This is a genomic window from Pseudomonas lalkuanensis (assembly GCF_008807375.1).
Taxonomy (GTDB): Bacteria; Pseudomonadota; Gammaproteobacteria; order Pseudomonadales; family Pseudomonadaceae; genus Metapseudomonas; species Metapseudomonas lalkuanensis.
In genome coordinates this window covers 791,013-815,647 of record NZ_CP043311.1, presented here as the reverse complement: position 1 = coordinate 815,647, position 24,635 = coordinate 791,013, and the positions used below count along the sequence as shown (strand labels likewise).

Here is a 24,635-nt window from a genome sequence, read left to right as displayed (position 1 = left end):
CATTAGAATGCGCCCTCTTCCATTTCCCACCCGACTCCACCCATGAACGCATCCTCCCCCTTCGTCGCCGTTATCGGTGGCGGCCCTGCCGGCCTGATGGCCGCCGAAGTCCTGGCACAGGGCGGCGCGCGGGTGGAGTTGTTCGATGCCATGCCCTCGGTGGGCCGCAAGTTCCTGCTGGCCGGCGTGGGCGGGATGAACATCACCCATTCGGAAGCGAAGACCGCCTTCGTTGGCCGTTACGGCGCACGCTGCAATGAGGTGGGCGCGTTACTGGAGGAGTTCGGCGCCGACGCCTTGTGCGCCTGGATTCACGGTCTGGGTATCGACACCTTCGTCGGCACCTCGGGCCGGGTCTTTCCCACCGACATGAAGGCCGCACCACTGCTGCGCGCCTGGCTCAAGCGCCTGCGCGAGCAAGGTGTGCTCATCCACACCCGCAGCCGCTGGTCGGGCTGGGCCGAAGACGGCGCCCTGCGCATTGCAACGCCCGCCGCTGAAACGCATGTCCGCGCCGACGCCTGCGTGCTGGCGCTCGGCGGTGGCAGCTGGGCACGGCTGGGATCGGACGGCGCCTGGGTACCGCTGCTGGAACAGCGCGGCGTGACCATCGCGCCGCTGCAACCCAGCAATTGCGGTTTCGAAGTGGCCGGCTGGAGCCCGCTGTTGCGAGAGAAATTCGCCGGCGCGCCAATCAAGTCGACGGCCATCCGCCTGGATGACCAGGCACCGCGCCTGGGTGAATTCGTGCTGACCGACAACGGCGTGGAAGGCAGCCTGATCTACGCCCTATCCGCCGCCATCCGCGAACGGATCAACGCCACCGGCAGCGCCACCCTGCACCTGGACCTTTTGCCCAACCACTCTGTGGACAAGGTCACCCGGGCCCTGGCGCGCCCACGCGGTTCACGCTCCATGGCCAAGCATCTGCATAGCCAACTGGGCATCGACGGTGCCCGCGCCGGCCTGTTGCGGGAGCTGTCGGCCAAGGACGATTTCCTCGACCCCGCGCGCCTGGCCACCGTGATCAAGGCCCTGCCGCTGACGCTGGTACGGGCGCGCCCCCTGGACGAAGCCATCAGTTCGGCCGGTGGCGTGCCCTTCGAGGCGATGGATGAAAGCCTGATGCTCAAGCAACTGCCGGGAGTGTTCTGCGCCGGCGAGATGCTCGACTGGGAAGCGCCCACCGGCGGCTACCTGCTCACCGCCTGCTTCGCCAGCGGCCGTGCCGCCGGGCGTGGCGTGCTCGGCTGGTTGTCGCGGGGCTGACGGGCGACCGCTCGGCGCTTCGAACGAAACTGCTGATCGGAAGCTGGCCGCGAGGTGTCGGCTGGCACGCGGCCAGCGTCTATGCTTGCCCAGAGCCCAGCTTTCTCCACGCGGTGCCCCCAAGGTGATTCCCCTCCTCGTCTGCGACGACTCGATGATGGCGCGCAAGCAGTTGATTCGCGCGCTGCCGCTGGACTGGCCGGTGCATATCACCCAGGCGAGCAACGGCGAAGAAGCCCTTGAGGCGATCCGCCAGGGCCAGGGCCAGGTGGTCCTGCTGGACCTGACCATGCCGGTGATGGATGGCTACCAGGTTCTCAGCCGCATCCGCGCCGAGGGGCTGAAGTCCCGGGTGGTGGTGATTTCCGGCGACATCCAGGAAGAAGCCCAGCGCCGCGTTCACGAGCTCGGCGCCCTGGCCTTCATCCGCAAGCCGGCCGACCCCGACGAGCTGCGGGATACCCTGATCCGCCTGGGCCTGCTGCGCCCGGCGCCGTCCACCAGCCCGGTGAGCGGCATCCCGGTGCGCACCGATCCGGACCTGCGGGTGAATTTCCGCGATGCCCTGCGCGAGGTCAGCAACGTCGCCATGGGCCGCGCCGCCGCCCTGCTGGCGCGGGTGCTCGGGGTGTTCGTGCAGTTGCCGGTGCCCAACGTCAACCTCTTCGAAGTCAGCGAACTGCACATGGCCCTGGCCGATGCCCAGCGCGGCGAACGGCTGTCGGCGGTGTGCCAGGGCTTCATCGGCGAATCCATCGCCGGCGAGGCGCTGCTGCTGTTCCACGATGCCGAGAGCGCCGAGGTGGCGCGCCTGCTCGGCTGCCGGCCCCAGGGCGAGAACGAGGAGGCGGAGATCCAGCTGGACCTGGCGAGCATCCTGATCGGCGCGTGCCTGGCCGGCATCGCCGAGCAGATCGACGTGCGCTTCTCCCAGGGCCATCCGCAACTGCTCGGCCGGCACAGCTCCATCGAACGGCTGTTCCAGCTCAACAACCGGCGCTGGCGCAAGACGCTGGCCGTGGAGATCAGCTACGCCATCGAAGACCACAACCTGCACTTCGATCTGCTGCTGCTCTTCACCGAAACCTCCATCGCACGCCTGACCCAGAAGATCCACTACCTGATGGACTGACCCATGCCGGCACAGATCGATTTCAAGGAACTCCACTGGCTGCTCGATATCGTCCAATGCCTGGACGTCGGTGTGGTGGTCCTGGACCGCCAGTACCACGTCGAGGTGTGGAACAGCTTCATGGAAAACCATTCGGGCCTCGGCCCCGACCGGGTACACGGCAAGAACTTCTTCGAGCTGTTCCCGGAGATCGACCGCAACTGGCTGCGACGCAAGGTGGACAGCGTGCTGCAACTCGGTACCCGCGCCTTCAGCCTGTGGGAGCAGCGGCCCTACCTGATCCGCTTCGACAACTACCGGCCGATCACCGGCGAAGAGGATTTCATGTACCAGAACCTCACCGTCCTGCCCCTTGCCGCCGCGGGCGGCAAGGTGGAGCGCGTGTGCCTGGTGATCACCGACATGACCGAAGTGGCACGGTTGAAGCGGCAACTGGCGGAGACGAGTCGTCCGCGGTTCCTGTAGGGGGCAACCTTTTGTGGGGGCGATTTCAATCGCTATGGAGGCCGCAGACCTGCCCTGCCGAGGCAAATGGAGGCAGCTGCGCTGCCCTCAGCGAATGAATTCGCCCCCACAGAGGAATGCACACGCAATCCTCGCTATTTGATGTACCACCCCCAAGGCTCCTGGCTGCGGTACTCGGTCACCTGCTTCACCTCCAGGTAATTCTCCAGCCCCCAGCGGCCCAACTCGCGGCCGATGCCGCTCTGCTTCATGCCGCCCCAGGGTGCCTGGGTAAAGGTGGGCTGCGAGCAGTTGACCCAGACGATGCCGGCACGCAGGCCGTTGGCCACCCGCGCGGCGCGGTCCAGATCGGCGCTCATCACCGCGGCGGCGAGGCCGAAGCGGCTGTCGTTGGCCATGCGCAGGGCGTCGGCCTCGGTCTTGAAGCGCTTCACGCAAAGCACCGGGCCGAAGATTTCCTCGCGCCAGATGCGGCTGTTGTCCGCTGGCTCATCGAACACCGCCGGCTCGATGAAGTAGCCATGGGACAGATGCGCGGGCCGCTTTCCACCAGTGAGCAGGCCGGCCTCCTGCTTGCCCTGATCGATCATGCCCACGACCTTCTGGTACTGCCCGGCACTCACCAGTGGCCCGAGCAGCACGCCACGCTCCAGGCCGGGGCCGATGCTGATGCGCCGGGTTTCTTCCACCAGGCGCTCGATCAGGCGTGGGGCGATGCCCTCCTGCACCAGCAGGCGCGAAGTGGCGCTGCACACCTGGCCCTGGTTCCAGAAGATGCCGAACATGATCCATTCCACGGCGGCGTCCACATCGGCGTCGTCGAAGACGATGAAGGCCGACTTGCCGCCCAGCTCCAGGCTGATGTTCTTGATGTCGGCCGCCGCCGCCGACATGATCTTCGCCCCTGTCGGCACGCTGCCGGTGAAGGCCAGCTTGTCCACTCCCGGATGCTGGCTGAGCGGTCCACCCGCCTCGCTGCCGAGGCCCGTGACCACATTGAGCACGCCCGAGGGCAGGCCGATGCGCTCGGCGGCGCCGGCCAGTTCCAGGGCGGACAGGGGCGTCAGCTCCGACGGCTTGAGCACGCAGGTGGCGCCCGCCGCCAAGGCCGGGGCGACCTTCCACGCGGCCATCAGCAGCGGGTAGTTCCAGGGGATGATCTGCCCGGCCACCCCCACCGGCTCATAGCGGATACGGCAGCTGAAACGGTCGTCCGGCAGCGCCAGCGGCTCGTCCTGGCGCTCGTCCAGCTCCCGCGCCAATTCGGCGTAGTAGCGGAAGCAGCCGATGGCGTCGGCGATATCCCACTGCGCCTCCGGCAGCGGCTTGCCGTTGTCGCGCACCTCCAGCACCGCCAGGGCGTCCTGGCGGCCCTCCAGTTCGCCGGCCAGGGCTTCCAGCCAGCTGGCGCGCTCGGCCCCGCTGCTCTGTCCCCAACCACGGTTGAAGGCCTGGCGGGCGGCATGCACGGCATGGTCGATGTCTTCCTCGGTGGCCGCCGGTACGCGCTGGATCAGGTCGCCGCTGCTGGGGTCCAGCACCTCGAAATAGCCGCCCAGGTCGGGGCGGACCCATTGCCCGTTGATGTAAAGCTGGTCACGCATGGCTCTGCTCCATGGGCGCTCAGGCGCCACTGCGGCGGTTCTGCAGGTAGCGGGAGGTGAACAGCAGCGCCAGGGAGACGCAGATGATCACCGTGGAAATGGCGTTGATCTCCGGGGTGATGCCCCGGCGGATCGACGAAAAGATGTAGATCGGCAGCGTGGTTTCCGAGCCGGCGACGAAGAAGGCGATGATGAAATCGTCGAAGCTGAAGGTGAACGCCAGCAGGAAGCCGGCGAGGATGGCCGGTGCGATCTGCGGCAGGGTCACCCGGCGGAAGGTTTCCAGGGGCGGTGCATAGAGGTCTGCGGACGCTTCCAGCAGGGCCCTGTCCAGTGCTTCGACACGGGTGCGGACGATCACCATCACCAGCGCCATGGTGAACAGCGAGTGCGCGGCGATGACCGTGAACAGACCCATGCGCAGGCGCGGCAGGCCGGCCCCCAGCAGCAGGTCGAGCAACGGGTTGACCGCTTCGAACAGGCTGATGAAGGCGATCAGGGTGGCGATGCCGATGACGATGCCGGGAATGATGATCGCGCAGTAGGTCATGGCATCGAAGAACAGCCGCACCTGCTTGCCCGCCCGCTGCAGGCCGAATACCGCGAGGGTACCGAAGAGCGTGGCGATCACCGCCGAGCAGAAGGCGATCAGCGCACTGGTGCCCAGGGCCTCGATGATGAACGGGTTGCCAAAGGCACGGCCGAACCACTGCACCGAGCAGCATTCGAAGGACAGCCCGCTGCGCCCTGCGTTGAACGAGAACAGCACGATCAGCGCGATCGGGGCGTAGAGGAACAGGTAGAGCGAGGTGGAATAGCTGCGCAACCACATCAGAGCATCCCCTCCGTGCCGCGCTTGCCGTAGCGCGCCACCAGTTTCAGGTAGAGGGCGATGATCACCAGCATCATCGCCACCAGGGTCATGGCCACCGCGCTGCCGAAGGGCCAGTTGCGCGATTGCAGGAAGAGGTCCACCAGGGCGTTGCCGACGAAGAACACCTTGCCGCCGCCGAGGATGGCCGGGATCAGGAACTCGCCCATGAGCAGGATGAACACCAGCATGCTGCCGGTGATGACGCCGGGCGCGGAGAGCGGCAGGGTCACCCGGCGGAAGGTCTCGAAGGCACTGGCACCCAGGTCGGACGAGGCTTCCAGCAGGCGTTTGTCGAGCTTTTCCAGGCTGACGTAGATGGGGAACACCATCAGCGGCAGGTAGCCGTAGACGATGCCGATCAGCACCGCGGTCGGCGTGTTGATCAGGCGTACGTCATCCAGGCCGACCATGGCCAGCAGCGCCGGGATGCCCTTGCCGCCGAGGATGAAGATCCAGGCGTAGGTGCGGATCAGGAAGCTGGTCCAGAACGGCACGATCACCAGGGTCAGCAGCAGCGAGCGGCTGCGCTGCACCCTCACCGCGAGGAAGTACGCCAGCGGGTAGGCCGCCAGCAGGCACACCAGGGTGCCCAGCGGCGCCAGCAGCAGGGTGTTGTAGAAGGCCTTCGCCCGCGAGCCGAGGTTCAGGTAGTTGTCCAGGGTCAGGGCGGCGCTGTAGCCGCCCACTGGGCTGCGCTCGCCCAGGCTGAAGACCAGGATGATCACCAGCGGCAGCAGGAGCAGCAGCAGGAACCACAAGGTGGACGGCAACAGCAGGAGCAGCGTGACGCGCCGGCCGAGACTACGGCTTTCGGCCGGCGCGGCCTGGCCCGCATCGGCCAGCACGGGGGCGCTGAGGGCGACGTTCATGGAAGATTCCCTACGATTCATTACTGCGGCTTTCGTAGGAGCGAGCTCCGCTCGCGAACGCTTCGCGTGCAAGCTCGCTCCCACAGCGCCATGGGTCAGGCCGCCTTGAAGCGCGCCATCAGTTCCGCCCGGGCCGGGCTGGTCAGGGTGGCGGCGGCGCCGAACTCCAGGGCGCTGAGCAGGTCGGCGGCCGGGTACATGATCGGGTCATTCAGCATTTCCTTGGGCAGCATCGCATCCACGCGCTTGTCGCCGCTGGGGTAGCCGTGGGCCTCCACCTCGCGCTTGTTCACCTGCGGATCGAGCAGGTAGTTGATCAGCGCGTAGGCCGCATCACGCCGCTCGGCGCTCTTGGGAATGGCGAAGAAGTCGCTCCAGATTTCGCCGCCCTCGCGGCCCAGCACATAGGTCATTTCCGGCAGGTCGCGGTGCAGCTGCGAGGCATCGCCGGTCCAGCACATGGCCATCCAGGCATCGCCGTTGCGCATGGACGGCTGGTAGTCGGAATTGATCGCGAACAGATGCGGCTTGACCTCCAGCAGCAGTTTCTCGGCGTCGGCCAGCTCCTTCGGGTCAATGGAGTTGAAGCTGTAGCCGAAGGACTTCAGGGCGTTGCCGATCACCGTCAGCTGATAGTCGTGGACCATCACCCGGCCGGTGGCTTCACCTTTGCTCAGCTCCCAGAATTCCTTCCAGGTGGTGGGCCTGGCCTTGATCTTCTTGCTGTCGTAGACGAACCCGGTGGTGCCCCAATCCTTGGGCACGGCGTAGGTCTTGCCGTTGATCACGCCCTGCTCCATGAAGCGCTTCTCGTAGGAGGCCGGATCGAAGTTGGGGATGCGCGACAGGTCCAGCGGCTCGATCAGCCCCAGCTCGGCGTAGGTGCTGATGGTGTAGTTGGTGGGCACGAAGACGTCCCAGCCGCTGCCACCGGCCTGCAGTTTGGCGAGCATCTCTTCGTTGGAGCCGAACACGTTCATCTGCACCTGGGCGCCGGTCTGCTCGGCGAAGGCAGCGAAGTTCTCGGCGTTGTGGTAGTTCGGCCAGGTGGCCAGGACCACGCGGTCACCGAGGGAGCCCTTCTCCGCGGCGAAGGCCCGGTTGCTGGTGAGCAGGCCCGGCATGTTCGCGGCCATGACCGCCATGGCCACGCCGAGGCCGGTCCGGCCGAGGAACTCGCGACGGCTGATGGAGCCGTTCTGCCAACTGCGCAGTTGCTTGATGAAGTCTTTCCGATCCATTGCTGCCACCTGCCTTTCAAGGGTTGGTTGTTCTTGTCCTTCGCCTACTGCGTCTCTTTACAGCGACATCGCCAGGCCGCTCGCCTGGTCCCAGCCGATACGTACCGGCGAGCCGTGCTCGAAGGCCGAACGCTCGTGCTGGCCATGGCGCGGCACACGCACGCAGACGATGCCGAAGGGCTCGGTGCGCACGCGGTACTCGGTGAGGTTGCCAAGGTAGATGCGGTCCACCACCTGGCCGGGCAGGCTGATCTCGCGGGGCAGCGCCTCCGCCCCGGCGCCGATGGCGATCAGCTCCGGGCGCACCGCGATGCAGCCCGGCTCGCAGGCCTTGAGGGCCGGGCCGGTAGGCGTCTGCGGGCTGGCCAGTTGCAGGCCGTGGGTGGTTTCCAGCAGCACGCGGCCATCCTCGATGCGCCGCACGGTGCCATCGAACAGATTGGATTCGCCGATGAAGTCGGCCACGTAGCGGCTCGCCGGGGTCTCGTAGAGCTGCTCGGGGCTGGCGCTCTGGAGAATCTGGCCATCCTGCATGACGCTGATGCTGTCGCTCATGGACAGCGCCTCTTCCTGGTCATGGGTGACCAGCACGAAGGTGATGCCCACCTCGCGCTGCAGACGCAGCAGTTCGGACTGCATCTCCTTGCGCAGCTTGCGGTCCAGCGCCGCCAGGGGCTCGTCCAGCAGCAGCACCGTAGGCTTGTTCACCAGGGCGCGGGCCAGGGCCACCCGCTGTTGCTGGCCGCCGGAAAGTTCATGGGGCTTGCGCTGGCCGAAGCCGGACAGGCGCACCATTTCCAGCGCCTCGTCGGCCAGGCGGCGCTGCCCGGCGCGATCAGGACGTGGCTGGTGGTAGCGCAGGCCATAGGCGATGTTCTCCGCCACCGAGAGGTGCGGGAACAGTGCATAACTCTGGAACACCATGTTCACCGGCCGTTGGTGCGCCGGCACCCCGGCCACCGAACGCCCGGCCAGCAGCACCTCGCCTTCGCTGGGCTGCTCGAAGCCGGCGATCATCCGCAGGGTGGTGGTCTTGCCGCAGCCGGAGCTGCCGAGAAAGGAATGGAAAGCGCCGCGCCGCACCTTGAAGTTCAGGCCGTTGACCGCCGGGACCGCGCCATAGCGCTTGACCACATGGCGGAACTCGATATCGAAGAACTCGCTTGCATCACTCACGGCCGGCCCCTTTTTTCAGGTGTTCTTGGCATGTGGCAACAGGCTAGCGATGGCCCTTTCGGGCTGTATATATCCCTCCGGGGATAGACGCTCACTCCACAAAAACTGTGGAGCATGGTGTGGATAAGTTATGGATGGAGGGCTGGACGCCCCGTCCGGCGGTGGTTTACGAGGGATGGACGGATTTTGAGCAGATGCTCTCGGTGGGAGCGAATCTATTCGCGATGGCGGACCGATGGGTATCGCTTCGCTCGCCCCATCCTACGAGGGCAGATCGGCCTTGCAGGGGAGAAGATCGTTCGCTCCACCCTGGCTCTACCCACAAATTCTGTGGGATCAATTGTGGATAACTGGTGGAAGACCCGCTGCAAGGCCCTTGTGGCACGGGCTGGAAGCAAGTGCTCGGTTTTTGAGCAGTCTCATTGTGGGAGCGAATTCATTCGCGATTGAAATCGCTCCCATAGGTGCATCTGCCGCTGTCCGCCCTGCCCACAATTTCTGTGTAAATCATTGTGGATAACTCGTGGGCACCCGCGCCGGAGGCCGATGGCAGCTGATCTGGCTTGTGCTGGATGGTTATTGAGCAGCGCCCTTCAAATCGCCAATAGCGATAAGGCTAGACCGCCTTGCGCAGCGCCTCCGGCTCGTCGCGCTGGCCGGCCAGTTCACGCACGAACAGCCCGAGCAGCTCCGACTGGCTGCCGATGCCCAGCTTGGCGTAGATGTTCTTGCGGTGGATCTTCACCGTGCCGGGGCTGATGGCCAGGTGCTCGGCCACCGAGGCGCTGGAGTGGCCGCGCAGGAGCATCTGCACCACTTCCAGTTCCCGCGCGGTCAGCACATGGGCGCCGAACTGGTCGAAGGCCTCGCGGATCTTGTAGTCCAGGTCCTGCGCCGGGCGCGGTGCGTGGGCACGGGCCAGTTCCCAGGCCTCATTGACCACTTGCTCGACCACCGGCTGGGCACAGTCCAGCAGTTGCATCTCATCCCGGCTATAGGCCGGGCTGCAGGCGCTGCGCATCAGCGAGAGCACCGCCTTGGCGCCGTCGGCCAGGTCGATGAAGAAGGCGATCTCCTCGGTCAGGCCGGTCTGCTGGTAGTAGGTGACGTAGTACTCGCCCAGGTAGAAGTGGTCCGGCGCGAACTGGCGCAGGCGCCAGAGGCCCGGGGCCTGATTGCGGGTGCAGGCGAGGTAGAAGGGGTCGAGCAGGTAGGGGCCGACCTGGTAGTCCTCGACATACACATGGCGCTTGTCGGGGGGGAAGGTATCGAACAGGGCCAGCGGCCGGTGATTGCCTTCATAGACGAAGAGCACGAAGTGGTCGACATGGCAGGCCTGCTGCAACCACTGGCTGAGGCCAAGCAGACGGGCCCGCCCGGCGGGCTGGGCGAGCAGGTGGGCAACACCGGTGGTCCAGTGTTTGAGTTCCTTGTGGCGCATGTGGGAAATGCCTGAGGTTGGGCTGCGCTTCAATCACTATAGGCGTTCAGCATTTCGAACAGAAATGCAGGAAGTGCGCCAATATCCTGAAAGCCCGGCCACCCGCTCTGGCACGGGTGTGCCGGTTCCCCGCCCTGCCCCATTCCGCTTCCCGTTGCCCCATCACGCGTCACCCATCGCCACAATGCGGTGACGCCCGGGCCCAGAATCAGCCCTTCTTCGCCTTGCCGAATCCCGGCGACTTGCGCACCGATTTGACCTTGGGCTTCTCGCTGTCGATCCAGCGGCCCAGCGCTGCGCCCTTGCCTGGCTTGCCAGCGCCGGCCAGGGGCTCCTTGGGCTTCTTGGGTTTCTTCGGCTTCTTGATCACCTGGCCGGTGGCATCGGTCATCGGCACCCGGTGATCGGGGATGAAGTCCGGCTCTTCGCGACGCTGAAGGGTCTGGCGGATCAATACCTCGATGGCAGCCAGCAGTTGCACCTCGTCGGCACACACCAGCGATACCGCCTCGCCGGTGGCGCCGGCGCGGCCGGTACGGCCGATGCGGTGCACATAGTCTTCGGCGACGATGGGCAAGTCGAAGTTGACCACCAGGGGCAGGTCGTCGATGTCCAGGCCACGGGCTGCCACGTCGGTGGCCACCAGTACCTGCACTTCACCCGCCTTGAACCGCTGCAGGGCGCGCAGGCGCGAAGGTTGAGGCTTGTCGCCGTGGATCGAGTCGGCGCTGACGCCCTGGGCCTGGAGCTCATCCACCAGTTGGTCGACCCCCTTGCGGGTCTTGGCGAAGACCAGCACCTGGCCCCAGCCGCGGTTCTCCAGCAGGTGCAGGAACAATTCGCTCTTGCGCTTCTTGTCCACGGGGATCAGCCACTGACGCACGCTCTTCGCGGCGGCGTTGCGCGGGCTGACCTCGATGGACAGCGGGTCGCGCAGCAGTTCGCCGGCCATCTGGCGGATGGCATCGGAGAAGGTGGCGGAGAACAGCAGGGTCTGGCGGCGTTTCGGCAGCGCGGCGAAGAGCTCGTCCAGTTCGCGGGCGAAACCGAGGTCGAGCATGCGGTCGGCCTCGTCCAGCACCAGCACCTGGAGCTGGTTGAACTTCACGGCGTTCTGCCGATAGAGGTCGAGCAGCCGGCCGGGGGTGGCGACGAGGACGTCGATGCCCTTGCGCAGCTTCATCATCTGCGGGTTGATGCTGACGCCACCGTAGACCGCGTAGTTGCGCAGTGGCAGGTGCTGGCCATAGACGCGGAAGCTCTCGTTGACCTGCTCGGCCAGTTCGCGGGTGGGCACCAGCACCAGGGCACGTACCGAGTTGCTGGCCACCTGCGGGCCTTCCTGGGTCAGTTTCTGCAGCAGCGGCAGGGCGAAGCCGGCGGTCTTGCCGGTGCCGGTCTGGGCCGCGGCCATCAGGTCGCGGCCCTTGAGGACGGCGGGAATCGCCTCGGCCTGCACCGGCGATGGGGTCTGGTAGCCGAGCGCCTCGGTGGCGCGCAGCAGGGGTTCGATCAGGCCGAGGGAAGCGAAGGTCATCAGGGCAGCCATAGTGTGCGGAAAAACCGCGATTCTATCAGGCCGCCCACCTCCACCGGGATCAACTGGTCTGCTGTTGCAGCGCTTCGTCCTTAAGCGCCTTTTCTTCCTTGCGTTCGCGCCATTGCGGCAAGCCGATCAGCACCACGGCGCCGATGATCACCAGCATGGCCAGGCCCTCTTCGAGGCCGATGGTCTCGCCGGCGAACGCGATCCCCAGCAGCACCGCCACCACCGGGTTGACGTAGGCGTAGCTGGTGGCCGCCGCCGGACGCACGTTCTTCAACAGGTAAAGGTAGGAGCTGAAGGCGATGATGGAGCCGAACACGATCAGGTAGGCCAGCGCGCCCCACCCGGCCAGCGTGGGCGCTGCGACCATGCGTTCGCCGCTCAGCAGGCTGCCGGCCAGCAGGGCGAAGCCGCCGGCGAGCATTTCCACCGCGCTGGCCATGGGGCCGGCGGGCAGCTTGAGGTTCTTGCTCCACATCGAGCCGAAGGACCAGGCCGCCGCGGCGAAGATGATCAACACGGCCCCCAGCGGGCTGGCCTGGAGGTTGGAGCCGAGGTTGAGCAGGCCGATACCGATCAGCCCGAGCAGGATGCCGGCCCATTCCAGCCGCGAGGTGCGCTGGCCCCAGATCAGCCCGAACAACAGCGCGAACAGCGGCACGGTGGCCACCGCAAGGGCGGCGACGCCGGACGCCACGCCAAGGTCTTCGGCCAGGGTCACGCCACCGTTGCCGCAACTCAGCAGCAGGAAGCCGATGGCGGCGGCGGACTTCCACTCCTGCCAGGTCGGGTTGGGTGCCCCGCGCCAACGCAGGAAGCCGTACATCAGGGCGCCGGCCACCACGAAGCGGACCCCGGCCATCAACAGGGGCGGCCAGGATTCGACACCGATACGAATCGCCAGGTAGGTGGAACCCCAGATCAGGTAGAGAGCGATGAATGCCCCTATGAGCAGGAGCGGAAAGCGGCGCGCAGGCATGATCGGAACTCGACACAGGCAGGAATGAGGTATCTATTCTATGGAAGGCCATGACGGGGAAATAAGGCAGAAAGCCTGCTTGATTCCATCGCAGACCTTGGAAGTCATCGAATTCGCCAGATCAATCCTTCGATTCGAAGGAAGCCATTTTCGGAGGCACCTGTGGACAAGTACGACCGCCTGCTGTTGTCGGCCCTGATCGAGAACGGCCGCGCGTCCTTCGCCGACCTGGCGCGCCGGGTAAACCTGTCGCCACCGGCGGTAGCCGACCGTGTGGCCAAGCTGGAGGCTGCCGGGATCATCACCGGCTACCACGCCGGCGTGGACCTGGCGAAGCTGGGGCTGCCCATCGAATGCGTGATCGAGCTGCGCATCACCGACCGTGACTACAAGCGTACCCAGGATGCCCTGGAGAAAATCCCGCAGCTGACCCTCTGCCACCGCGTTACCGGCGATGCCTGCCTGCTGATCAAGGCGGCCGTGGCGTCGATGCCGGAGCTGCAGGATCTGATCGACCAGATCGGCCAGTTCGGCGCGACCAAGACCTCGCTCATCCTCTCCACGCCTTTCGAGCAGCGCATTCCCGCCGTGCTGCAGGAGCGCGGCAAGGTGGAAACCCTGCGCACGGTGAAGGGCTGAAACCCTGGGGTGGGACACAATCTTGTGGGAGCGATTTCAATCGCGAATGAATTCCCTCCCACAGGCGCGCTCAGCCCTCCCGATGTCGCCTGAGCGCATCGGGAATCTTTGCCGCCGGCACCTTCTGCAGGCTACAGAACAGTTTGTGCGATACCTCCGCTATGCCGTGCTTCTCCCGCAGGCGCCCGGCGATGTGCAGGGTGAGATTGGCGGCCATTTCGGCGTCGGCCAGGGCACGGTGGGCCTTGCCGGTGTTCGGCAGGCGCGCCCAGGTATTGAGGGTGCCGAGCTTGTGATTGGGCGCTTCGGGCAACAGGCGCCGGGCCAACAGCAGCGAACAGGCGAAGGCCTGACGGCGTGTCCGGCCGATGCGGCCGAGTTCGTAGTCCCAGAATTTCTGGTCGAAGGAAGCGTTGTGCGCCAGCAACGGCAGGTCGCCGATGAAGTCAGCCGCCTCGCCCATCACCTGCTCCACGGATGGAGCCTCGCGCAGCATGGCGGTAGTGATGCCGGTCAGGCCCTGGATGAAGGCGGGTACCGCAACACCGGCGTTCATCAGGCTCTGGTAGCGGTCGACGATGCGCCCGTCCTCCAGGATGACGATACCGATCTCGGTGGCGCGGCAGTCGTTGCCCGGCGTGATGCCGGTGGTCTCGAAGTCGATGACGGCTATGGGGTCCACGGAATTGTCCAGATTGGGGCGGGTTTCAGTTGCGTAGCAGCAGGGGGCTTTCGATGGGCTGGTAGCGGCTGGCAGCGCGGATCAGCGATTGCGCGGTCAGGCCGGGCACGCCATAGACCAGGGTTTCCACCCCATGGGCCTTGGCCACCCGCTCCAGCAGCAGGTCGAAGTCGCCGTCGCCGGAGGCCAGCACGATGAGGTCCACGCGAGGTGCGGCGTCCAGTACGTCGATGGTGATGCCGACGTCCCAGTCGCCCTTGGCCGAACCGTCGCTGCGCTGGATGAAGGGCTTGAGCTTCACGTTGAAGCCGAGGTTGCGCAGGATCTGCTGGAACTGTTGCTGGCGCGGGTCACCGCGATCGATGGCATAGGCGTTGGCTTCGACGATATCGCCCTCGGCGCTGACGCTCTGCCAGAACGCGCTGTAGTGGAAATGGCAGCCGTAGGTATGACGCACCGTGTAGTAGAGGTTCTGCACGTCGGCGAATACTGCGATCTTCTTCAACGCGGATCCTCGTGGCTGACTGGGGGCTGCTGGCTGGCGGCGACTATATAAGGGTAGATTGCGGCCAGTATGCCAGCCTCTGGGAATGGAAAGTGGATAGGACCCTGCAGAACGCTCCCGGTGCCCTGCTGATCATTGATCAACAGCAGGGCATCCGCGGCCTCGACAAGCCGCGCAACAACCCCGATGCCGAACGCCACATGGCCGCCCTGATGGCACGCTGGCGCGCCGCCGGCTGGCCGCTGGTGCACATCCGCCATATCTCCCGCGAAGCACATTCGGTATTCGCCCCCGGCCAGCCTGGCGCCCTCTTCCAACCCGAATTCATGCCGATGGAGCGCGAGCAGGTGCTGGAGAAGAACGTACCCGATGCCTTCATCAACAGCGGCCTGGAGCACTGGCTGCGGGTGCGCGGCCTGGATGCGCTGGTGATCGTCGGCGTAGCCAGTGAAAACTCGGTGGAAGCCACAGCACGCAGCGCCGGTAATCTGGGCTTTGCCACCACGGTCGTGGCGGACGCCTGCTACACCTTCGCCAAGACCGACTTCGCCGGCCGCCCGCGCAGCGCCGAGGAAGTGCACGACATGGCCATGGCCAACCTGCAGGGCGAATACGCCCGGGTGTTGTCGACGTGCGAACTGCTGGCGAACTGGCCGACACCCTGAAAGCAGCCGTCTATAGTTTCAGCTAACCCCGCGCGCACCGAGAACGGGGAAGACGCCAAGACCCACCGCACGGGTCTGTTGCAGGGAGCAAGGCGCCCGCCATGGCAGGCGGCGCCGTCTGGCAGTCACTCCAGCCACAGGCCGTGCCCCAGGCGATTGTGCAATGCGTGCCTATGGAAGCTGCCTGCTTGTCCTGCTGCTCCTGTCCGCCCCCAGCCATGCCGAGGCGCGCCTGGTATTCAGCGCCTTTCCCGACCAGGGCCTGCCCCTGGTCCAGATCTGCAAGCGCATCCTGGTGGAAGCCTACGGCGAGCTCGGCATCAGTATCGAGACCCGCGCCGCGCCAGCCGCCCGCGCCCTGCAATATGCCGAGCGCGGCCTGAACGACGGCGAGCTGTGCCGCGCCAGCCTGTTGGCCGAGCAGCGCAGCGACCTGCTGCTGATCCGCACCCCATTGTTCGAATCCTACGCGGTGGCCTTTGCCAATCGGCCCCTGCAACTGCGCGACTGGTCCAGCCTCAAGCCCTACCTGGTGGGCTTCGAACGCGGCAAGGCGGCCCTCGAACTGCGCCTGAAAGGCGTGCGCCTGTCACCCTCCAACGGCGTGGAGAATGGCATGCGCAAGCTGGCCGGCGGCCGCGTGGACGTGCATGTGGAGGATTACTACTCAGGCATGGGCATGCTGCGCCAGAGCGGCATGCGCGGTATCCAGCCCCTGCATCCGGTGCTGGAGCGCTTTTCGATGCACCACTACCTGAACCCGCGCCATCGCGATCTCGCACCGCGCCTGGAGGAAGTGCTGCAGCACATGGCACAGCAAGGGCGCTTGCAGGCCATTGAGCGGCAGGTGCTGCGCGAAGCCGGGCTGGATGATCTCAGCCTCCCTTGAACGACTATCATGGCGCTCCCGTCTCCCGTCCCACGGAACCCCGATGTCGCTCCACGAACGCAACCTGGCCCTGCTCGACGATCACGCCATCCCTTATCGGGAGGTCAGCCACGAAGCCGTGCTCGACTACCCCACCGCCCACGCGGTGCGCCAGCGCTTCGGCCTGCGCGGAGTGGAGAGCAAGAGCCTGTTCCTGCGGCTGAAGGGCGGCGGCTACGCCATGCTGGTGACCCTGGAAGACGCCCGGGCCGACTGGGCACAACTCAAGGCACTGCTGGGCGCGCGGCCGAGCATTGCCAGCGACGAGGAACTGGTAGATCTGACTGGCTGCGTGCCCCAGTGCGCCTGCCCCCTGGGCCATGCCGAGGACATCGCCCTGGTGTTCGACGAGGCGATCTTCCGGCACGACTACCTGATCTACTCGCCGGGCCCGCCGGAACGCACGCTGGAAGTGGCCACCGCCGACCTCGCCCGCCTGCTGCCACGGCTACCGAACCGGGTGCTGAATTATCGTTCCGAGTGAAGCGCCCTTGGGAGGCGGCCCCGGCTTGGGCTAAAGTGCGCAACACCAACTGCCGCAAGATGTGAATGCCCGCCGATGAATCCGTTCGAGCTGCTGCGCGCCTCCTGGTTCTTCTTCTCCCGCAATGCCGGCGAAATCGCCCTGCTCTGCCTGCCGGCCGTCCTCACCGAAGCGATCGCCCAACAGGGGTTGATCGCCTGGCTGGGAGCGGACAAATCCCAGGGCGCATCGATCATTGTCAGCATGCTGTTCTACCCGCTCTACGTCGGCGCGCTGATCATCTTCGTCGACAGCCGTAGCCATCGCATCCGCCTCAAGCCGAGGCAGGTGCTGGAGATGGCAATGTTCCGCTGGCCCGCCTTCGCCGTGCTGGCAGCCATCAGCACGCTGCTGATCATGGTCGGGGTCTGGATGCTGATCATTCCCGGCGTCTACGTGATGATCAAACTGGCCTTCGCGGAGTACCTGCTTGTCCTGGAAGGCAAGCCTCCGCTGGACGCGATCAAGGAAAGCTTCGCCCTCACCCGCGGGCACTTCTGGACCATCCTCGCCTGCGTGCTGCTGGTGATGGGGCCGATCTGGCTGGTGGACTGGTTCGCCTATCGCGAACTGGGGGAAAACCCCGACCCGGTGGGCACCGTGGTGCTGGAAACCTTCAACAGCTTCTTCCAGCTGTTCGTCAGCATCGCCCTGTACCGGATGTTCACCCTGGTCACGGAACGCGCGACGGAGCAGTAACCGTGTAACGACCGAATACCAGCCCATGGATGGGTTGGCCACCGCTTCCGCAACAGGCTGCTAGGCTATCCAGGCCACTCAAGGAGGATCTTCCATGGCTGACAACCCCAGCATCCTGTCCCACATTTCGGTGGGCACCAACGACTTCGAGCGCGCCGTCGCCTTCTACGACAAGGTGCTGCCCACCCTGGGCTGCAAGCGCATCATGGAGCACCCGGGCGCCGTGGCGTACGGCCGCGAGTACCCGGAGTTCTGGGTGCAGTCCCCCATCGACGGACGTCCGGCGAGTGTCGGCAACGGCACCCATATCGGTTTCTTCGCCGCCAGCAAGGAGGCGGTGCTGGCCTTCTTCGAGGCCGCCCTGGACGCCGGCGGCAAGGGCGATGGCGAACCCGGGCCGCGCCCCGAATACGGCGAGCCCTACTACGGCTGCTTCGTCCGCGACCTCGATGGCCACAAGATCGAGGCCGCCTTCTGGGACATGGAACTGGACTCGGGTTACGAGCTGTACGTCGAGCCTCATGCTCACTGAGCACGGGGGCTGTAGCGCCGCGCGGCATCCAGCACCCAGCCTTCATCGATCATCTGCTCCAGCGCCTGGGCGATAGCCTGGCGCTGAGCCTGCAGGGGCCGCTGGCGCGTGAAGCCGAGGAAGAGTTCGGTACGCGCCGGCGGCCGATAGGCCAGCTTGACTATGCGCCCGGCGAGCGTCGGGTCGCGCAGCAGCTCATAGTCCACCTGGCAATCGGTGCCGATCACCAGTGGCAAGCGCTTGTAGCGCAGCATGTCCAGCAACTGCCCTTCATTGCCGACCCCGACCTTGCGCAAGTCCTGATCAGAATCGAAGGGTTCGAAGTAGGCCGAGCCCCGCACGAAACCGATGTCGTACTGGCCCAGCTGCGAATAGCCGCTGACCTTGTGGGCCAGCGCCGGCAGGCTGTAGAAGCGTGGCGCGCAGGTGAAATAAGGGCGCTCCAGGAAGTCGATGTAGCGTTCGCGCTCGGGGGTCCGGGCAAGGCCCGTCATCAGGTCGGCCGAGCCCCGCTTCAATGCGGCGAGTCCCCGCGACCAGGGCGCCCGCTGCACGTCGAAGCGCAGGCCGGTGCGGCGCTCCAGTTCCGCCAGCAGGTCCATGTCCAGGCCGCGCAGTTGCCCCCCTTCACCGGCGATACGAAAGGGCGGCCAGAAATCGGTCATTACCCGCAATGGCGGTGAATTGTCCGCAACCACCAGGCCGGGCAATAGCAGCATGCCTGCCAGCCGGAGGCGGCGTCCCGCATTGGAAACAGAGGCCAGGATTGACCAGAGGACTACGCCCAGCTGCATGCCGGCTCCCGGATCAGTCTTGCAGTTGGTTATGGGTGCCATCGCAGAGCGGTGGCGAATGGCTATGTTTGCAGCCACAGAAATACAGGGTTTCGCTGACATCTGCATGGAATTTGAGAGGTGCCAGGCCAGTTCCTTTATGAGATCCATCGCAAAACGGCTGCTGCTGGCTGCGACCACAACGGCACCAGAAGTAATCCCGGCCGGCCATTACCTCCACTTCAAAGGGGCCCCGCTGGGCGATCCGCACTTCGCTATCCACGGCATTCCTCCCGGGCGCGCCTGGCTTGGGCCGCGGCGGCGGCTCGGGTATGCTCGCCCTCTTCCAGCATAGATGCCTGCCCTTGCCGATGCCCCGAGTCCTGCGTTTCGCCCTGCTCAGCCTGTCGGTCCTCGCCGTTGGCCTGGTGGCCCTTGTCTATGCGCTGACCTGGCATCCTGCAGAGCGCGAACCCGCCGTGCTGGCGTGCCAGGCCGAAGCGCCGCAACTTCAGCCCGGCCAGGCCCTGAAGGTGATGACCTGGAACCTCCAGTACCTGGCCGGCAAACGCTACGTCTTCTATTACGACCTGCCCGATGGCGAAGGCCCGGACGAACGCCCTACAGCGGAAGACCTGGCTTACAGCCTGGACGAGGTGGTGCGGGTGATTCGCGAGGAACAGCCGGACGTCGTCAATCTCCAGGAACTGCACGAAGGCGCCCGCGCCACCGACTACCAGGACCAGTTGGCCCTGCTCCAGGAACGCCTGGCGGACGTCTACCCCTGCGCCAGCCAGGCCTTCTACTGGAAAGCCGCCTTCTTGCCCGATCCCCATATCCTCGGCAGCGTCGGCCTGAAGCTGGCGACCCTCAGCCGCTTCCGCATCGAAAGTGCCGAACGCTTGCAACTGCCTCTGGAAGCAAACGATCCGTTCAGCCGTCAGTTCGACAAGAAGCGCGCACTGCTGGTGAGCTACCTGCCGATTCGCGGCGGCGGGCACCTGGCCGCCGTCAACACGCACCTGGATGCCCTGGACGACGACCCGGAAACCCTCAAGCGCCAGATAGCCATGACCCGCGGCCTGCTCGACCAGCTGCAGAGCGAAGGCCTGCCCTGGGTCCTGGCCGGGGACTTCAACCAGTTGCCGCCCGGCCAGTACGAGCGCCTGCCCGCCCTCCAGCGCAGCCGTTATTCCCGCGACAGCGAACTGCGGGCGCTCTGGAGCCGCTACCCGATGATTCCCAGCGTGGAGGAGGCCAGTGGCGCGCAGCAGGCGCAATGGTTCACCCACTACCCCAACGACCCTCGGGTGAAGGGGCCTGACCGCACCCTGGACTACGTTTTCCACAGCCCCAGCCTGACCCGCATCGAGGCACGGGTGCGTCAGGACGACACCCTGCGCATCTCCGATCACCTGCCGCTGACTGCGCGCTTCTTCCTGCCTTCGGGGCATTGAATCCCGTTGGGGCGATTTCGAGCGGGCGGGGTGCGCCGTGCGCACGGGCTGATTTCGCATCGCATTCGGTGCGCATGGCGCACCCTACGACGGGTTTCCCGCCCCAGTAATAGGCAGCCCTCCTACTTCCTCGGCTTGGCCCGTGCGGTCGGCTCGGCCACCAGCGGATCGTCCGGCCAGTAGTGCTTGGGGTAACGGCCCTTCAGATCCTTCTTCACATCCGCGTAGGTATTGCGCCAGAAGCTCGCCAGGTCCTGGGTGACCTGCACCGGGCGCTGGGCCGGGGAGAGCAGGTGCAGCTTGACGCCCTGACGGCCACCAGCGATGCGAGGCGTTTCAGCCAGGCCGAACAGTTCCTGCAGGCGCACGGCGAGCACCGGCATCTCGTCGCTGTAATCGAGGCGGATACGCGAGCCGGATGGCACTTCCAGCGTGCGCGGCGCCAGTTCGTCGAGCCGCTGTGGCAGCGGCCAGGGCAGCAAGCCCTGGAGAATGCCGGCGAGGTCGAGGTTGGCGAAATGGCTGAGGCGGCTGACCTTGCCCAGCCAGGGCTGCAGCCAGTCTTCCAGGCTGGCCAGCAGGGCCGCGTCGGAGAGGTCCGGCCATTCGCTGCTGCCCTTGTCGGCCAGATCCAACCGGCGCAGCAGCGCCACCCGCGCCTGCCACTGGCGCAGCTCGGGATTCCACGGCAACAGCTCCAGCCCCTTGCGTCGAACCAGGCCAAGCAATGCCCGCGAGCGCGCCTCGTCATCCAGTTCGGCCAGGGCTTCACGGGTCAGCACCAGCTCACCCACTTTCACCTGCCGCTCGGCACGCAGCACGCCTTCACGCTCGTCCCAGTCCAGCAGGTCGTGGCGACTCACCTGTTCGGCCAGGGGACCGTCGAACAGCGCCGGGTCGAGGTCGGCAGCGAGATAGATGCGCTCCTCGCGCTGGCCCTGGCGGCTGCCGAGGTCGGCGATCACCAGCCAGGGTTCCTTCATCAGTGCGTCGGGTTCGCCGAAGGTCGCCGCGCGGCCGTTGGCCAGGCGGTAGTCGGCACCGCCCGCGCGGCGCTGCTGGGCGACGCGGTCCGGGTAGGCGAAGGCCAAGAGGCAGCCGAGCCAGCGCGGGTGATCCGGGTCGGCCACCGGCTCGCCGGCCGGGCCACGCAGGTAGGAGCGGAACTGCCGCGCCAACTGGCGCGCGCGCTGCACGCCGCCACGAGCCCCGCGCGCTGCCTTGTCTTCACCGGCCAACAGGGCCAGGCGGCTGTGCAGGTCGGCCCCGCCGCCACGCAGGATGTCTCGCTCGCCCAACAGGGCGGCGAGGTCGCAGGCCAGGGTGCCGAGCCCGAGCGCCTGACCACGCAGCAACAGGTGGGCGATGCGCGGGTGAGCCGGCAGTTCGGCCATGGCCTGGCCATGGCGGGTCAGGCTGCCGTCCTCGGCCAGGGCACCGAGCCGCCGCAACAGGTCGCGGCCCTGGGCATAGGCGGCGGCGGGGGGCGGATCGAGCCAGGCCAGCTCGTTGGGATCGCCAACGCCCCAACGAGCCAGTTGCAGCGCCAGGCCGGCGAGATCGGCCTGGAGGATTTCCGCACTGCCGTGGGCCGCCAGTTGTTCATGCTGGGCCTCGGACCAGAGCCGGTAGCAGGCGCCCGGCTGCAGGCGCCCGGCCCGGCCGGCGCGCTGGGTCGCCGAGGCCCGGGAAATACGCTGAGTGTCCAGGCGGGTCATGCCGCTGGCCGGGTCGAAGCGCGGCACGCGCTCCAGGCCGGCATCGACCACTACGCGCACGCCATCGATGGTCAGGCTGGTTTCGGCGATGTTGGTGGCCAGCACCACCTTGCGCTTGCCCACGGGCGCAGGCTCGATGGCGGCGCGCTGGGCGGCCAGGTCCAGTTCACCGTGGAGCGGGCACAGCAGAATCTCGGGCCGGCCATCGAGGCGCTCGGCCAACTGTTCGGTGACGCGACGAATCTCAGCCTGCCCCGGGAGGAACACCAGCAAGCTGCCGGGTTCGTCAGCCAGGGCCTGGAGCACGGTCTGCACCACCCTGGGTTCGAGCGCCTCCCCCACCTGACTCGGGCGGCTCCAACGCTGCTCAACCGGGAACATGCGGCCTTCGCTGCGCACCACGGGCGCCTCCGCCAGCAGGCGCGACAGGCGCTCTCCCTCCAGGGTGGCGGACATCAACAGCACCTTCAGCGGCGGTTCGTCGCGCAGCAGCGCTCGGCCATTGAGGCACAGGGCCAGGGCGAGGTCCGCGTCCAGGCTACGCTCGTGAAATTCGTCGAAGATCACCAGACCCACGCCTTCCAGTGCCGGATCCTCCTGCAAGCGGCGGGCGAGGATGCCCTCCGTCACCACCTCGATGCGGGTGCGCGGACCGACCTTCGACTCCAGGCGGATGCGGTAGCCGACGGTTTCGCCCACGGCCTCCCCCAGTTCGCTGGCCAGGCGTTCGGCTGCGGCGCGGGCAGCCAGGCGACGCGGCTCCAGCATCAGGATGCTCTGCCCGGCCAGCCACGGCTCGCCCAGCAACGCCAGGGGCACGCGGGTGGTCTTGCCGGCGCCGGGCGGCGCTTCCAGTACGGCTTCGTCGCGGGATTGCAGGGCGGCCCGCAGGTCGGGCAGGACGGCATCGATGGGTAGCGGATTCATGGGTACTCCAGGCAGGCGCGAAAGTATACCGGCGAACCGCCAGTTCCTTGCCGGGGTCTTATTGATACCGAGCGGTTTTGAAATAGCCGGCTTGGTATAGTTGCGAAATTTCGATCAGGAGACGCTTATGCGCATTGCTTCCCGTTGGATCGGCGGTGTCGTCGCCGCAGCCCTCACAACCCAGCTCACCGCCTGTGGCACGCTGTTCTATCCGGACCGCCGCGGCCAGATCGAGGGCAAGATCGACCCGGCCGTCGCGGCCCTGGACGCCATCGGCATTCTCTTCTACGTGATCCCCGGCCTGATCGCCTTCGCGGTCGACTTCGCCACCGGCGCCATCTACCTGCCCGCCGACCAGCACGCCCAGGTCGCGCCCGAGAAGCTGCGGGAAGCCATCGACGCCGACGGCAAGGTGGACCCGATTCGCCTGAAGTCGATCATCGCCCGCGAAACCGGCCACGACCTGCCGCTGGACAACCCGCAACTGCTCCAGCGCAGCGGCAACCTGCAGCAACTCGCTACCTTCGGCTTGCACCCGGCTGCCTGAGATGGATCCGCTGGCGCGGCACTTCCAGCACCTGCTGGCCTATCACGGCTGGGCCTACCAGCGCCTGCTGGAGAGTCTGGGGCACGTGGATGATGCGGTTTACCGAGCCCCGTGCGGACTGTTCTTCGGCAGCCTGCACGGCACCTTGAACCACCTGGCGGCAGTGGATCGCATCTGGCTGGCCCGGGTACGCCAAGAGGTGCCGCCCTACGATCGCCTCGATGTGGAAGTGGCCGCCGGCCGCGTCGAGCTCGCCACCTTCCTCGCGCAAGGCGTCGATGCCTGGCGCAGGCACCTGGCCCCACTGGACGCCGCCGACCTGTTGCGCCCCCTGGACTATCGCAACATGCGTGGCGAGCCCCAGCGCCGCTCCCTGGCCGAGATCGTCACCCACCTGGTCAACCACGGTACCCATCACCGTGGCCAGGCCTCCGCCGCGATCTCGGCCATGGGCCTGGAGACACCGGCCATGGACTTCATCTACTTCAAGCCGGAGCCGGCATGACCTCAGCCCGCCAGCATGCGCAGCTGCTGCGCCTGGCCACCCGTGCCTCCCTCGCCGTCGCCATCACCCTGGTCATCGCCAAGGCCATCGCCTGGGCCATGAGCGGCTCGGTCAGCCTGCTGGCCGGCCTGACCGACTCGCTGATGGACAGCGCAGCCTCCCTGCTCAACCTGCTGGCGGTGCGCTACGCGCTGAAGCCGGCGGATGAGGACCACCGCTACGGCCACGGCAAGGCCGAAGCCCTGGCTGGCCTGGCCCAGGCGCTGTTCATCAGCGTCAGCGCCGTGCTGGTGGCAGCCCAGGCCTATGAACGGCTGAACGATCCGCAACCGCTGGAAGCGGAGATGCTGGGCATCGGCGTGATGCTGCTGTCGCTGGCACTTACCGCCGGCCTGCTGATGCTGCAACGCCGGGTGATCCGCGCCACCGGCTCCACCGCCATCCACGCCGACTCGCTGCACTACCGCTCCGACCTGCTGCTCAACAGCGGCATCCTTCTCGCCCTGGTGCTGGCGAGCCTGGGCTGGCAGCGGGCCGACGGGCTGTTCGGCCTGGGCATCGCCGGCTACATCCTCTGGAGCGCCATCGGCATCGCGCGGGAATCGATTTCGGTACTGATGGATGAGGAACTGTCGCCGGCGATCAGCGCCGACATGCACCGCCTGGCCTGCGAGGTACCCGGCGTGCTCGGCGCCCATGACCTGCGTACGCGGATTTCCGGCAATCACTGGTATGTGCAATTGCACCTGGAACTGCCGGGGGAGCTGACGCTGTCCCGCGCCCACGCGCTCTGCGAGCAGGCCGAAAGGGCTATCACCAGCCACTATCCCCGCGCCGAAGTGCTGGTCCATGCGGATCCGAGCGAAGTGGTGAAACTCACATAGAGCAATTGCTCTAAAGCTTCTAGACTCGCTCGCTCCATAACAACAACGAGGAGTC

General features: G+C 66.4%; 26 protein-coding genes. 13 read left to right on the top strand and 13 right to left on the bottom strand.

Going from position 1 to position 24,635, the window contains the following annotated elements; translation table 11 throughout:
- Positions 1–42 precede the first annotated feature (42 nt).
- From FXN65_RS03930 to FXN65_RS03920, 3 genes are all read left to right on the top strand, one after another.
- Entirely contained in the window at positions 43–1,269 is a 1,227-nt protein-coding gene (locus FXN65_RS03930) for a TIGR03862 family flavoprotein (RefSeq protein ID WP_151131749.1), read from the top strand.
- 157 nt (positions 1,270–1,426) lie between these two features.
- Positions 1,427–2,401: a response regulator gene (locus FXN65_RS03925; RefSeq protein ID WP_244620743.1), complete on the top strand. Its 975-nt coding sequence runs from the start codon at positions 1,427–1,429 to the stop codon at positions 2,399–2,401.
- Between the two features lie 3 nt (positions 2,402–2,404).
- A complete protein-coding gene (locus FXN65_RS03920) occupies positions 2,405–2,866 on the top strand; it encodes a PAS domain-containing protein (protein WP_151131747.1) in 462 nt (153 codons plus the stop codon).
- Positions 2,867–3,000: 134 nt separating this feature from the next.
- On the opposite strand, the gene FXN65_RS03915 is transcribed toward FXN65_RS03920, so the two are convergent.
- The 8 genes from FXN65_RS03915 to yedA form a co-directional block, all read right to left on the bottom strand.
- Positions 3,001–4,470 (bottom strand): aldehyde dehydrogenase family protein, encoded by a 1,470-nt coding sequence (locus tag FXN65_RS03915; protein ID WP_151131746.1) that lies wholly within the window; start codon positions 4,468–4,470, stop codon positions 3,001–3,003.
- Positions 4,471–4,489: 19 nt separating this feature from the next.
- Complete coding sequence (locus tag FXN65_RS03910; protein ID WP_151131745.1) at positions 4,490–5,302, bottom strand: ABC transporter permease; 813 nt, start codon at positions 5,300–5,302, stop codon at positions 4,490–4,492.
- A complete protein-coding gene (locus FXN65_RS03905; RefSeq protein ID WP_151131744.1) occupies positions 5,302–6,213 on the bottom strand; it encodes an ABC transporter permease in 912 nt (303 codons plus the stop codon). Before FXN65_RS03905 ends, FXN65_RS03910 begins: the two co-directional genes overlap by 1 nt.
- Positions 6,214–6,308: 95 nt before the next feature.
- On the bottom strand, positions 6,309–7,454 hold the full coding sequence (locus tag FXN65_RS03900) for an ABC transporter substrate-binding protein (RefSeq protein WP_151131743.1): 1,146 nt from the start codon (positions 7,452–7,454) through the stop codon (positions 6,309–6,311).
- 57 nt (positions 7,455–7,511) lie between these two features.
- Positions 7,512–8,630 (bottom strand): ABC transporter ATP-binding protein, encoded by a 1,119-nt coding sequence (locus tag FXN65_RS03895; RefSeq protein ID WP_151131742.1) that lies wholly within the window; start codon positions 8,628–8,630, stop codon positions 7,512–7,514.
- A 616-nt stretch (positions 8,631–9,246) separates the two neighbouring features.
- Positions 9,247–10,071 (bottom strand): response regulator transcription factor, encoded by an 825-nt coding sequence (locus FXN65_RS03890; RefSeq protein WP_151131741.1) that lies wholly within the window; start codon positions 10,069–10,071, stop codon positions 9,247–9,249.
- 208 nt (positions 10,072–10,279) lie between these two features.
- Positions 10,280–11,608 carry a DEAD/DEAH box helicase gene (locus FXN65_RS03885; protein WP_151131740.1) on the bottom strand — a complete coding sequence of 443 codons (1,329 nt, stop codon included), beginning with the start codon at positions 11,606–11,608 and terminating at the stop codon, positions 10,280–10,282.
- Between the two features lie 61 nt (positions 11,609–11,669).
- Positions 11,670–12,596 (bottom strand): drug/metabolite exporter YedA, encoded by a 927-nt coding sequence (gene yedA, locus FXN65_RS03880; RefSeq protein ID WP_151131739.1) that lies wholly within the window; start codon positions 12,594–12,596, stop codon positions 11,670–11,672.
- 162 nt (positions 12,597–12,758) lie between these two features.
- On the opposite strand from yedA, the gene FXN65_RS03875 reads away from it, so the two are divergent.
- Entirely contained in the window at positions 12,759–13,235 is a 477-nt protein-coding gene (locus tag FXN65_RS03875) for an Lrp/AsnC family transcriptional regulator (protein WP_151131738.1), read from the top strand.
- Between the two features lie 70 nt (positions 13,236–13,305).
- Here FXN65_RS03875 and FXN65_RS03870 read toward each other — a convergent pair whose 3' ends face one another.
- Both FXN65_RS03870 and FXN65_RS03865 read right to left on the bottom strand, forming a co-directional pair.
- Positions 13,306–13,917, bottom strand: coding sequence for a 3'-5' exonuclease (locus FXN65_RS03870; protein ID WP_151131737.1), 612 nt, complete (start codon positions 13,915–13,917; stop codon positions 13,306–13,308).
- Between the two features lie 25 nt (positions 13,918–13,942).
- Entirely contained in the window at positions 13,943–14,422 is a 480-nt protein-coding gene (locus tag FXN65_RS03865) for an NYN domain-containing protein (protein WP_151131736.1), read from the bottom strand.
- Positions 14,423–14,514: 92 nt separating this feature from the next.
- Here FXN65_RS03865 and FXN65_RS03860 point away from each other — a divergent pair, with 92 nt between their 5' ends.
- The 5 genes from FXN65_RS03860 to FXN65_RS03840 all read left to right on the top strand — a co-directional run bounded on the left by FXN65_RS03860 (position 14,515) and on the right by FXN65_RS03840 (position 17,769).
- Positions 14,515–15,087, top strand: coding sequence for a cysteine hydrolase family protein (locus tag FXN65_RS03860; protein WP_244620708.1), 573 nt, complete (start codon positions 14,515–14,517; stop codon positions 15,085–15,087).
- Between the two features lie 163 nt (positions 15,088–15,250).
- On the top strand, positions 15,251–15,976 hold the full coding sequence (locus tag FXN65_RS03855; RefSeq protein WP_151131735.1) for a substrate-binding periplasmic protein: 726 nt from the start codon (positions 15,251–15,253) through the stop codon (positions 15,974–15,976).
- A gap of 43 nt (positions 15,977–16,019) precedes the next feature.
- Positions 16,020–16,499, top strand: a complete 480-nt coding sequence (locus FXN65_RS03850) for a YbaK/EbsC family protein (protein ID WP_151131734.1) — start codon at positions 16,020–16,022, stop codon at positions 16,497–16,499.
- Between the two features lie 75 nt (positions 16,500–16,574).
- Positions 16,575–17,237, top strand: a complete 663-nt coding sequence (locus FXN65_RS03845) for a YciC family protein (protein ID WP_151131733.1) — start codon at positions 16,575–16,577, stop codon at positions 17,235–17,237.
- A gap of 94 nt (positions 17,238–17,331) precedes the next feature.
- Complete coding sequence (locus FXN65_RS03840) at positions 17,332–17,769, top strand: VOC family protein (RefSeq protein WP_151131732.1); 438 nt, start codon at positions 17,332–17,334, stop codon at positions 17,767–17,769.
- Here the strand turns inward: FXN65_RS03840 and FXN65_RS03835 are convergent.
- On the bottom strand, positions 17,763–18,563 hold the full coding sequence (locus FXN65_RS03835) for a substrate-binding periplasmic protein (protein WP_151131731.1): 801 nt from the start codon (positions 18,561–18,563) through the stop codon (positions 17,763–17,765). The two genes, FXN65_RS03840 and FXN65_RS03835, sit on opposite strands and share 7 nt — an antisense overlap.
- A 13-nt stretch (positions 18,564–18,576) precedes the next feature.
- Complete coding sequence (locus FXN65_RS03830; protein WP_151138645.1) at positions 18,577–18,774, bottom strand: CDGSH iron-sulfur domain-containing protein; 198 nt, start codon at positions 18,772–18,774, stop codon at positions 18,577–18,579.
- Positions 18,775–18,913: 139 nt separating this feature from the next.
- Here FXN65_RS03830 and FXN65_RS03825 point away from each other — a divergent pair, with 139 nt between their 5' ends.
- The gene (locus FXN65_RS03825; protein ID WP_151131730.1) at positions 18,914–19,999 is read left to right on the top strand and encodes an endonuclease/exonuclease/phosphatase family protein; all 1,086 of its coding nucleotides are present in this window, start codon (positions 18,914–18,916) and stop codon (positions 19,997–19,999) included.
- Positions 20,000–20,121: 122 nt separating this feature from the next.
- Here the strand turns inward: FXN65_RS03825 and hrpB are convergent, their stop codons facing one another.
- Positions 20,122–22,644: an ATP-dependent helicase HrpB gene (gene hrpB, locus FXN65_RS03820; RefSeq protein ID WP_151131729.1), complete on the bottom strand. Its 2,523-nt coding sequence runs from the start codon at positions 22,642–22,644 to the stop codon at positions 20,122–20,124.
- A 127-nt stretch (positions 22,645–22,771) separates the two neighbouring features.
- Here hrpB and FXN65_RS03815 point away from each other — a divergent pair, with 127 nt between their 5' ends.
- The 3 genes from FXN65_RS03815 to FXN65_RS03805 are packed head-to-tail and all read left to right on the top strand — an operon-like array spanning position 22,772 to position 24,580.
- Positions 22,772–23,191, top strand: coding sequence for a polyribonucleotide nucleotidyltransferase (locus FXN65_RS03815; RefSeq protein ID WP_151131728.1), 420 nt, complete (start codon positions 22,772–22,774; stop codon positions 23,189–23,191).
- A 1-nt stretch (position 23,192) separates the two neighbouring features.
- Positions 23,193–23,696, top strand: coding sequence for a DinB family protein (locus FXN65_RS03810; RefSeq protein WP_151131727.1), 504 nt, complete (start codon positions 23,193–23,195; stop codon positions 23,694–23,696).
- Positions 23,693–24,580 carry a cation diffusion facilitator family transporter gene (locus tag FXN65_RS03805; protein ID WP_151131726.1) on the top strand — a complete coding sequence of 296 codons (888 nt, stop codon included), beginning with the start codon at positions 23,693–23,695 and terminating at the stop codon, positions 24,578–24,580. The genes FXN65_RS03810 and FXN65_RS03805 overlap by 4 nt, the downstream gene beginning before the upstream one ends.
- Positions 24,581–24,635: the final 55 nt, after the last annotated feature.

Coding starts and splice junctions, on each gene's coding strand:
- FXN65_RS03930 (WP_151131749.1), top strand. CDS start 43: ATGAACGCATCCTCCCCCTTCGTCGCCGTTATCGGTGGCGGCCCTGCC.
- FXN65_RS03925 (WP_244620743.1), top strand. CDS start 1,427: ATGGCGCGCAAGCAGTTGATTCGCGCGCTGCCGCTGGACTGGCCGGTG.
- FXN65_RS03920 (WP_151131747.1), top strand. CDS start 2,405: ATGCCGGCACAGATCGATTTCAAGGAACTCCACTGGCTGCTCGATATC.
- FXN65_RS03915 (WP_151131746.1), bottom strand. CDS start 4,470: ATGCGTGACCAGCTTTACATCAACGGGCAATGGGTCCGCCCCGACCTG.
- FXN65_RS03910 (WP_151131745.1), bottom strand. CDS start 5,302: ATGTGGTTGCGCAGCTATTCCACCTCGCTCTACCTGTTCCTCTACGCC.
- FXN65_RS03905 (WP_151131744.1), bottom strand. CDS start 6,213: ATGAACGTCGCCCTCAGCGCCCCCGTGCTGGCCGATGCGGGCCAGGCC.
- FXN65_RS03900 (WP_151131743.1), bottom strand. CDS start 7,454: ATGGATCGGAAAGACTTCATCAAGCAACTGCGCAGTTGGCAGAACGGC.
- FXN65_RS03890 (WP_151131741.1), bottom strand. CDS start 10,071: ATGCGCCACAAGGAACTCAAACACTGGACCACCGGTGTTGCCCACCTG.
- FXN65_RS03885 (WP_151131740.1), bottom strand. CDS start 11,608: ATGACCTTCGCTTCCCTCGGCCTGATCGAACCCCTGCTGCGCGCCACC.
- yedA (WP_151131739.1), bottom strand. CDS start 12,596: ATGCCTGCGCGCCGCTTTCCGCTCCTGCTCATAGGGGCATTCATCGCT.
- FXN65_RS03855 (WP_151131735.1), top strand. CDS start 15,251: ATGCGTGCCTATGGAAGCTGCCTGCTTGTCCTGCTGCTCCTGTCCGCC.
- FXN65_RS03850 (WP_151131734.1), top strand. CDS start 16,020: ATGTCGCTCCACGAACGCAACCTGGCCCTGCTCGACGATCACGCCATC.
- FXN65_RS03845 (WP_151131733.1), top strand. CDS start 16,575: ATGAATCCGTTCGAGCTGCTGCGCGCCTCCTGGTTCTTCTTCTCCCGC.
- FXN65_RS03840 (WP_151131732.1), top strand. CDS start 17,332: ATGGCTGACAACCCCAGCATCCTGTCCCACATTTCGGTGGGCACCAAC.
- FXN65_RS03835 (WP_151131731.1), bottom strand. CDS start 18,563: ATGCAGCTGGGCGTAGTCCTCTGGTCAATCCTGGCCTCTGTTTCCAAT.
- FXN65_RS03830 (WP_151138645.1), bottom strand. CDS start 18,774: ATGGCCGGCCGGGATTACTTCTGGTGCCGTTGTGGTCGCAGCCAGCAG.
- FXN65_RS03825 (WP_151131730.1), top strand. CDS start 18,914: ATGCCCCGAGTCCTGCGTTTCGCCCTGCTCAGCCTGTCGGTCCTCGCC.
- hrpB (WP_151131729.1), bottom strand. CDS start 22,644: ATGAATCCGCTACCCATCGATGCCGTCCTGCCCGACCTGCGGGCCGCC.
- FXN65_RS03815 (WP_151131728.1), top strand. CDS start 22,772: ATGCGCATTGCTTCCCGTTGGATCGGCGGTGTCGTCGCCGCAGCCCTC.
- FXN65_RS03810 (WP_151131727.1), top strand. CDS start 23,193: ATGGATCCGCTGGCGCGGCACTTCCAGCACCTGCTGGCCTATCACGGC.
- FXN65_RS03805 (WP_151131726.1), top strand. CDS start 23,693: ATGACCTCAGCCCGCCAGCATGCGCAGCTGCTGCGCCTGGCCACCCGT.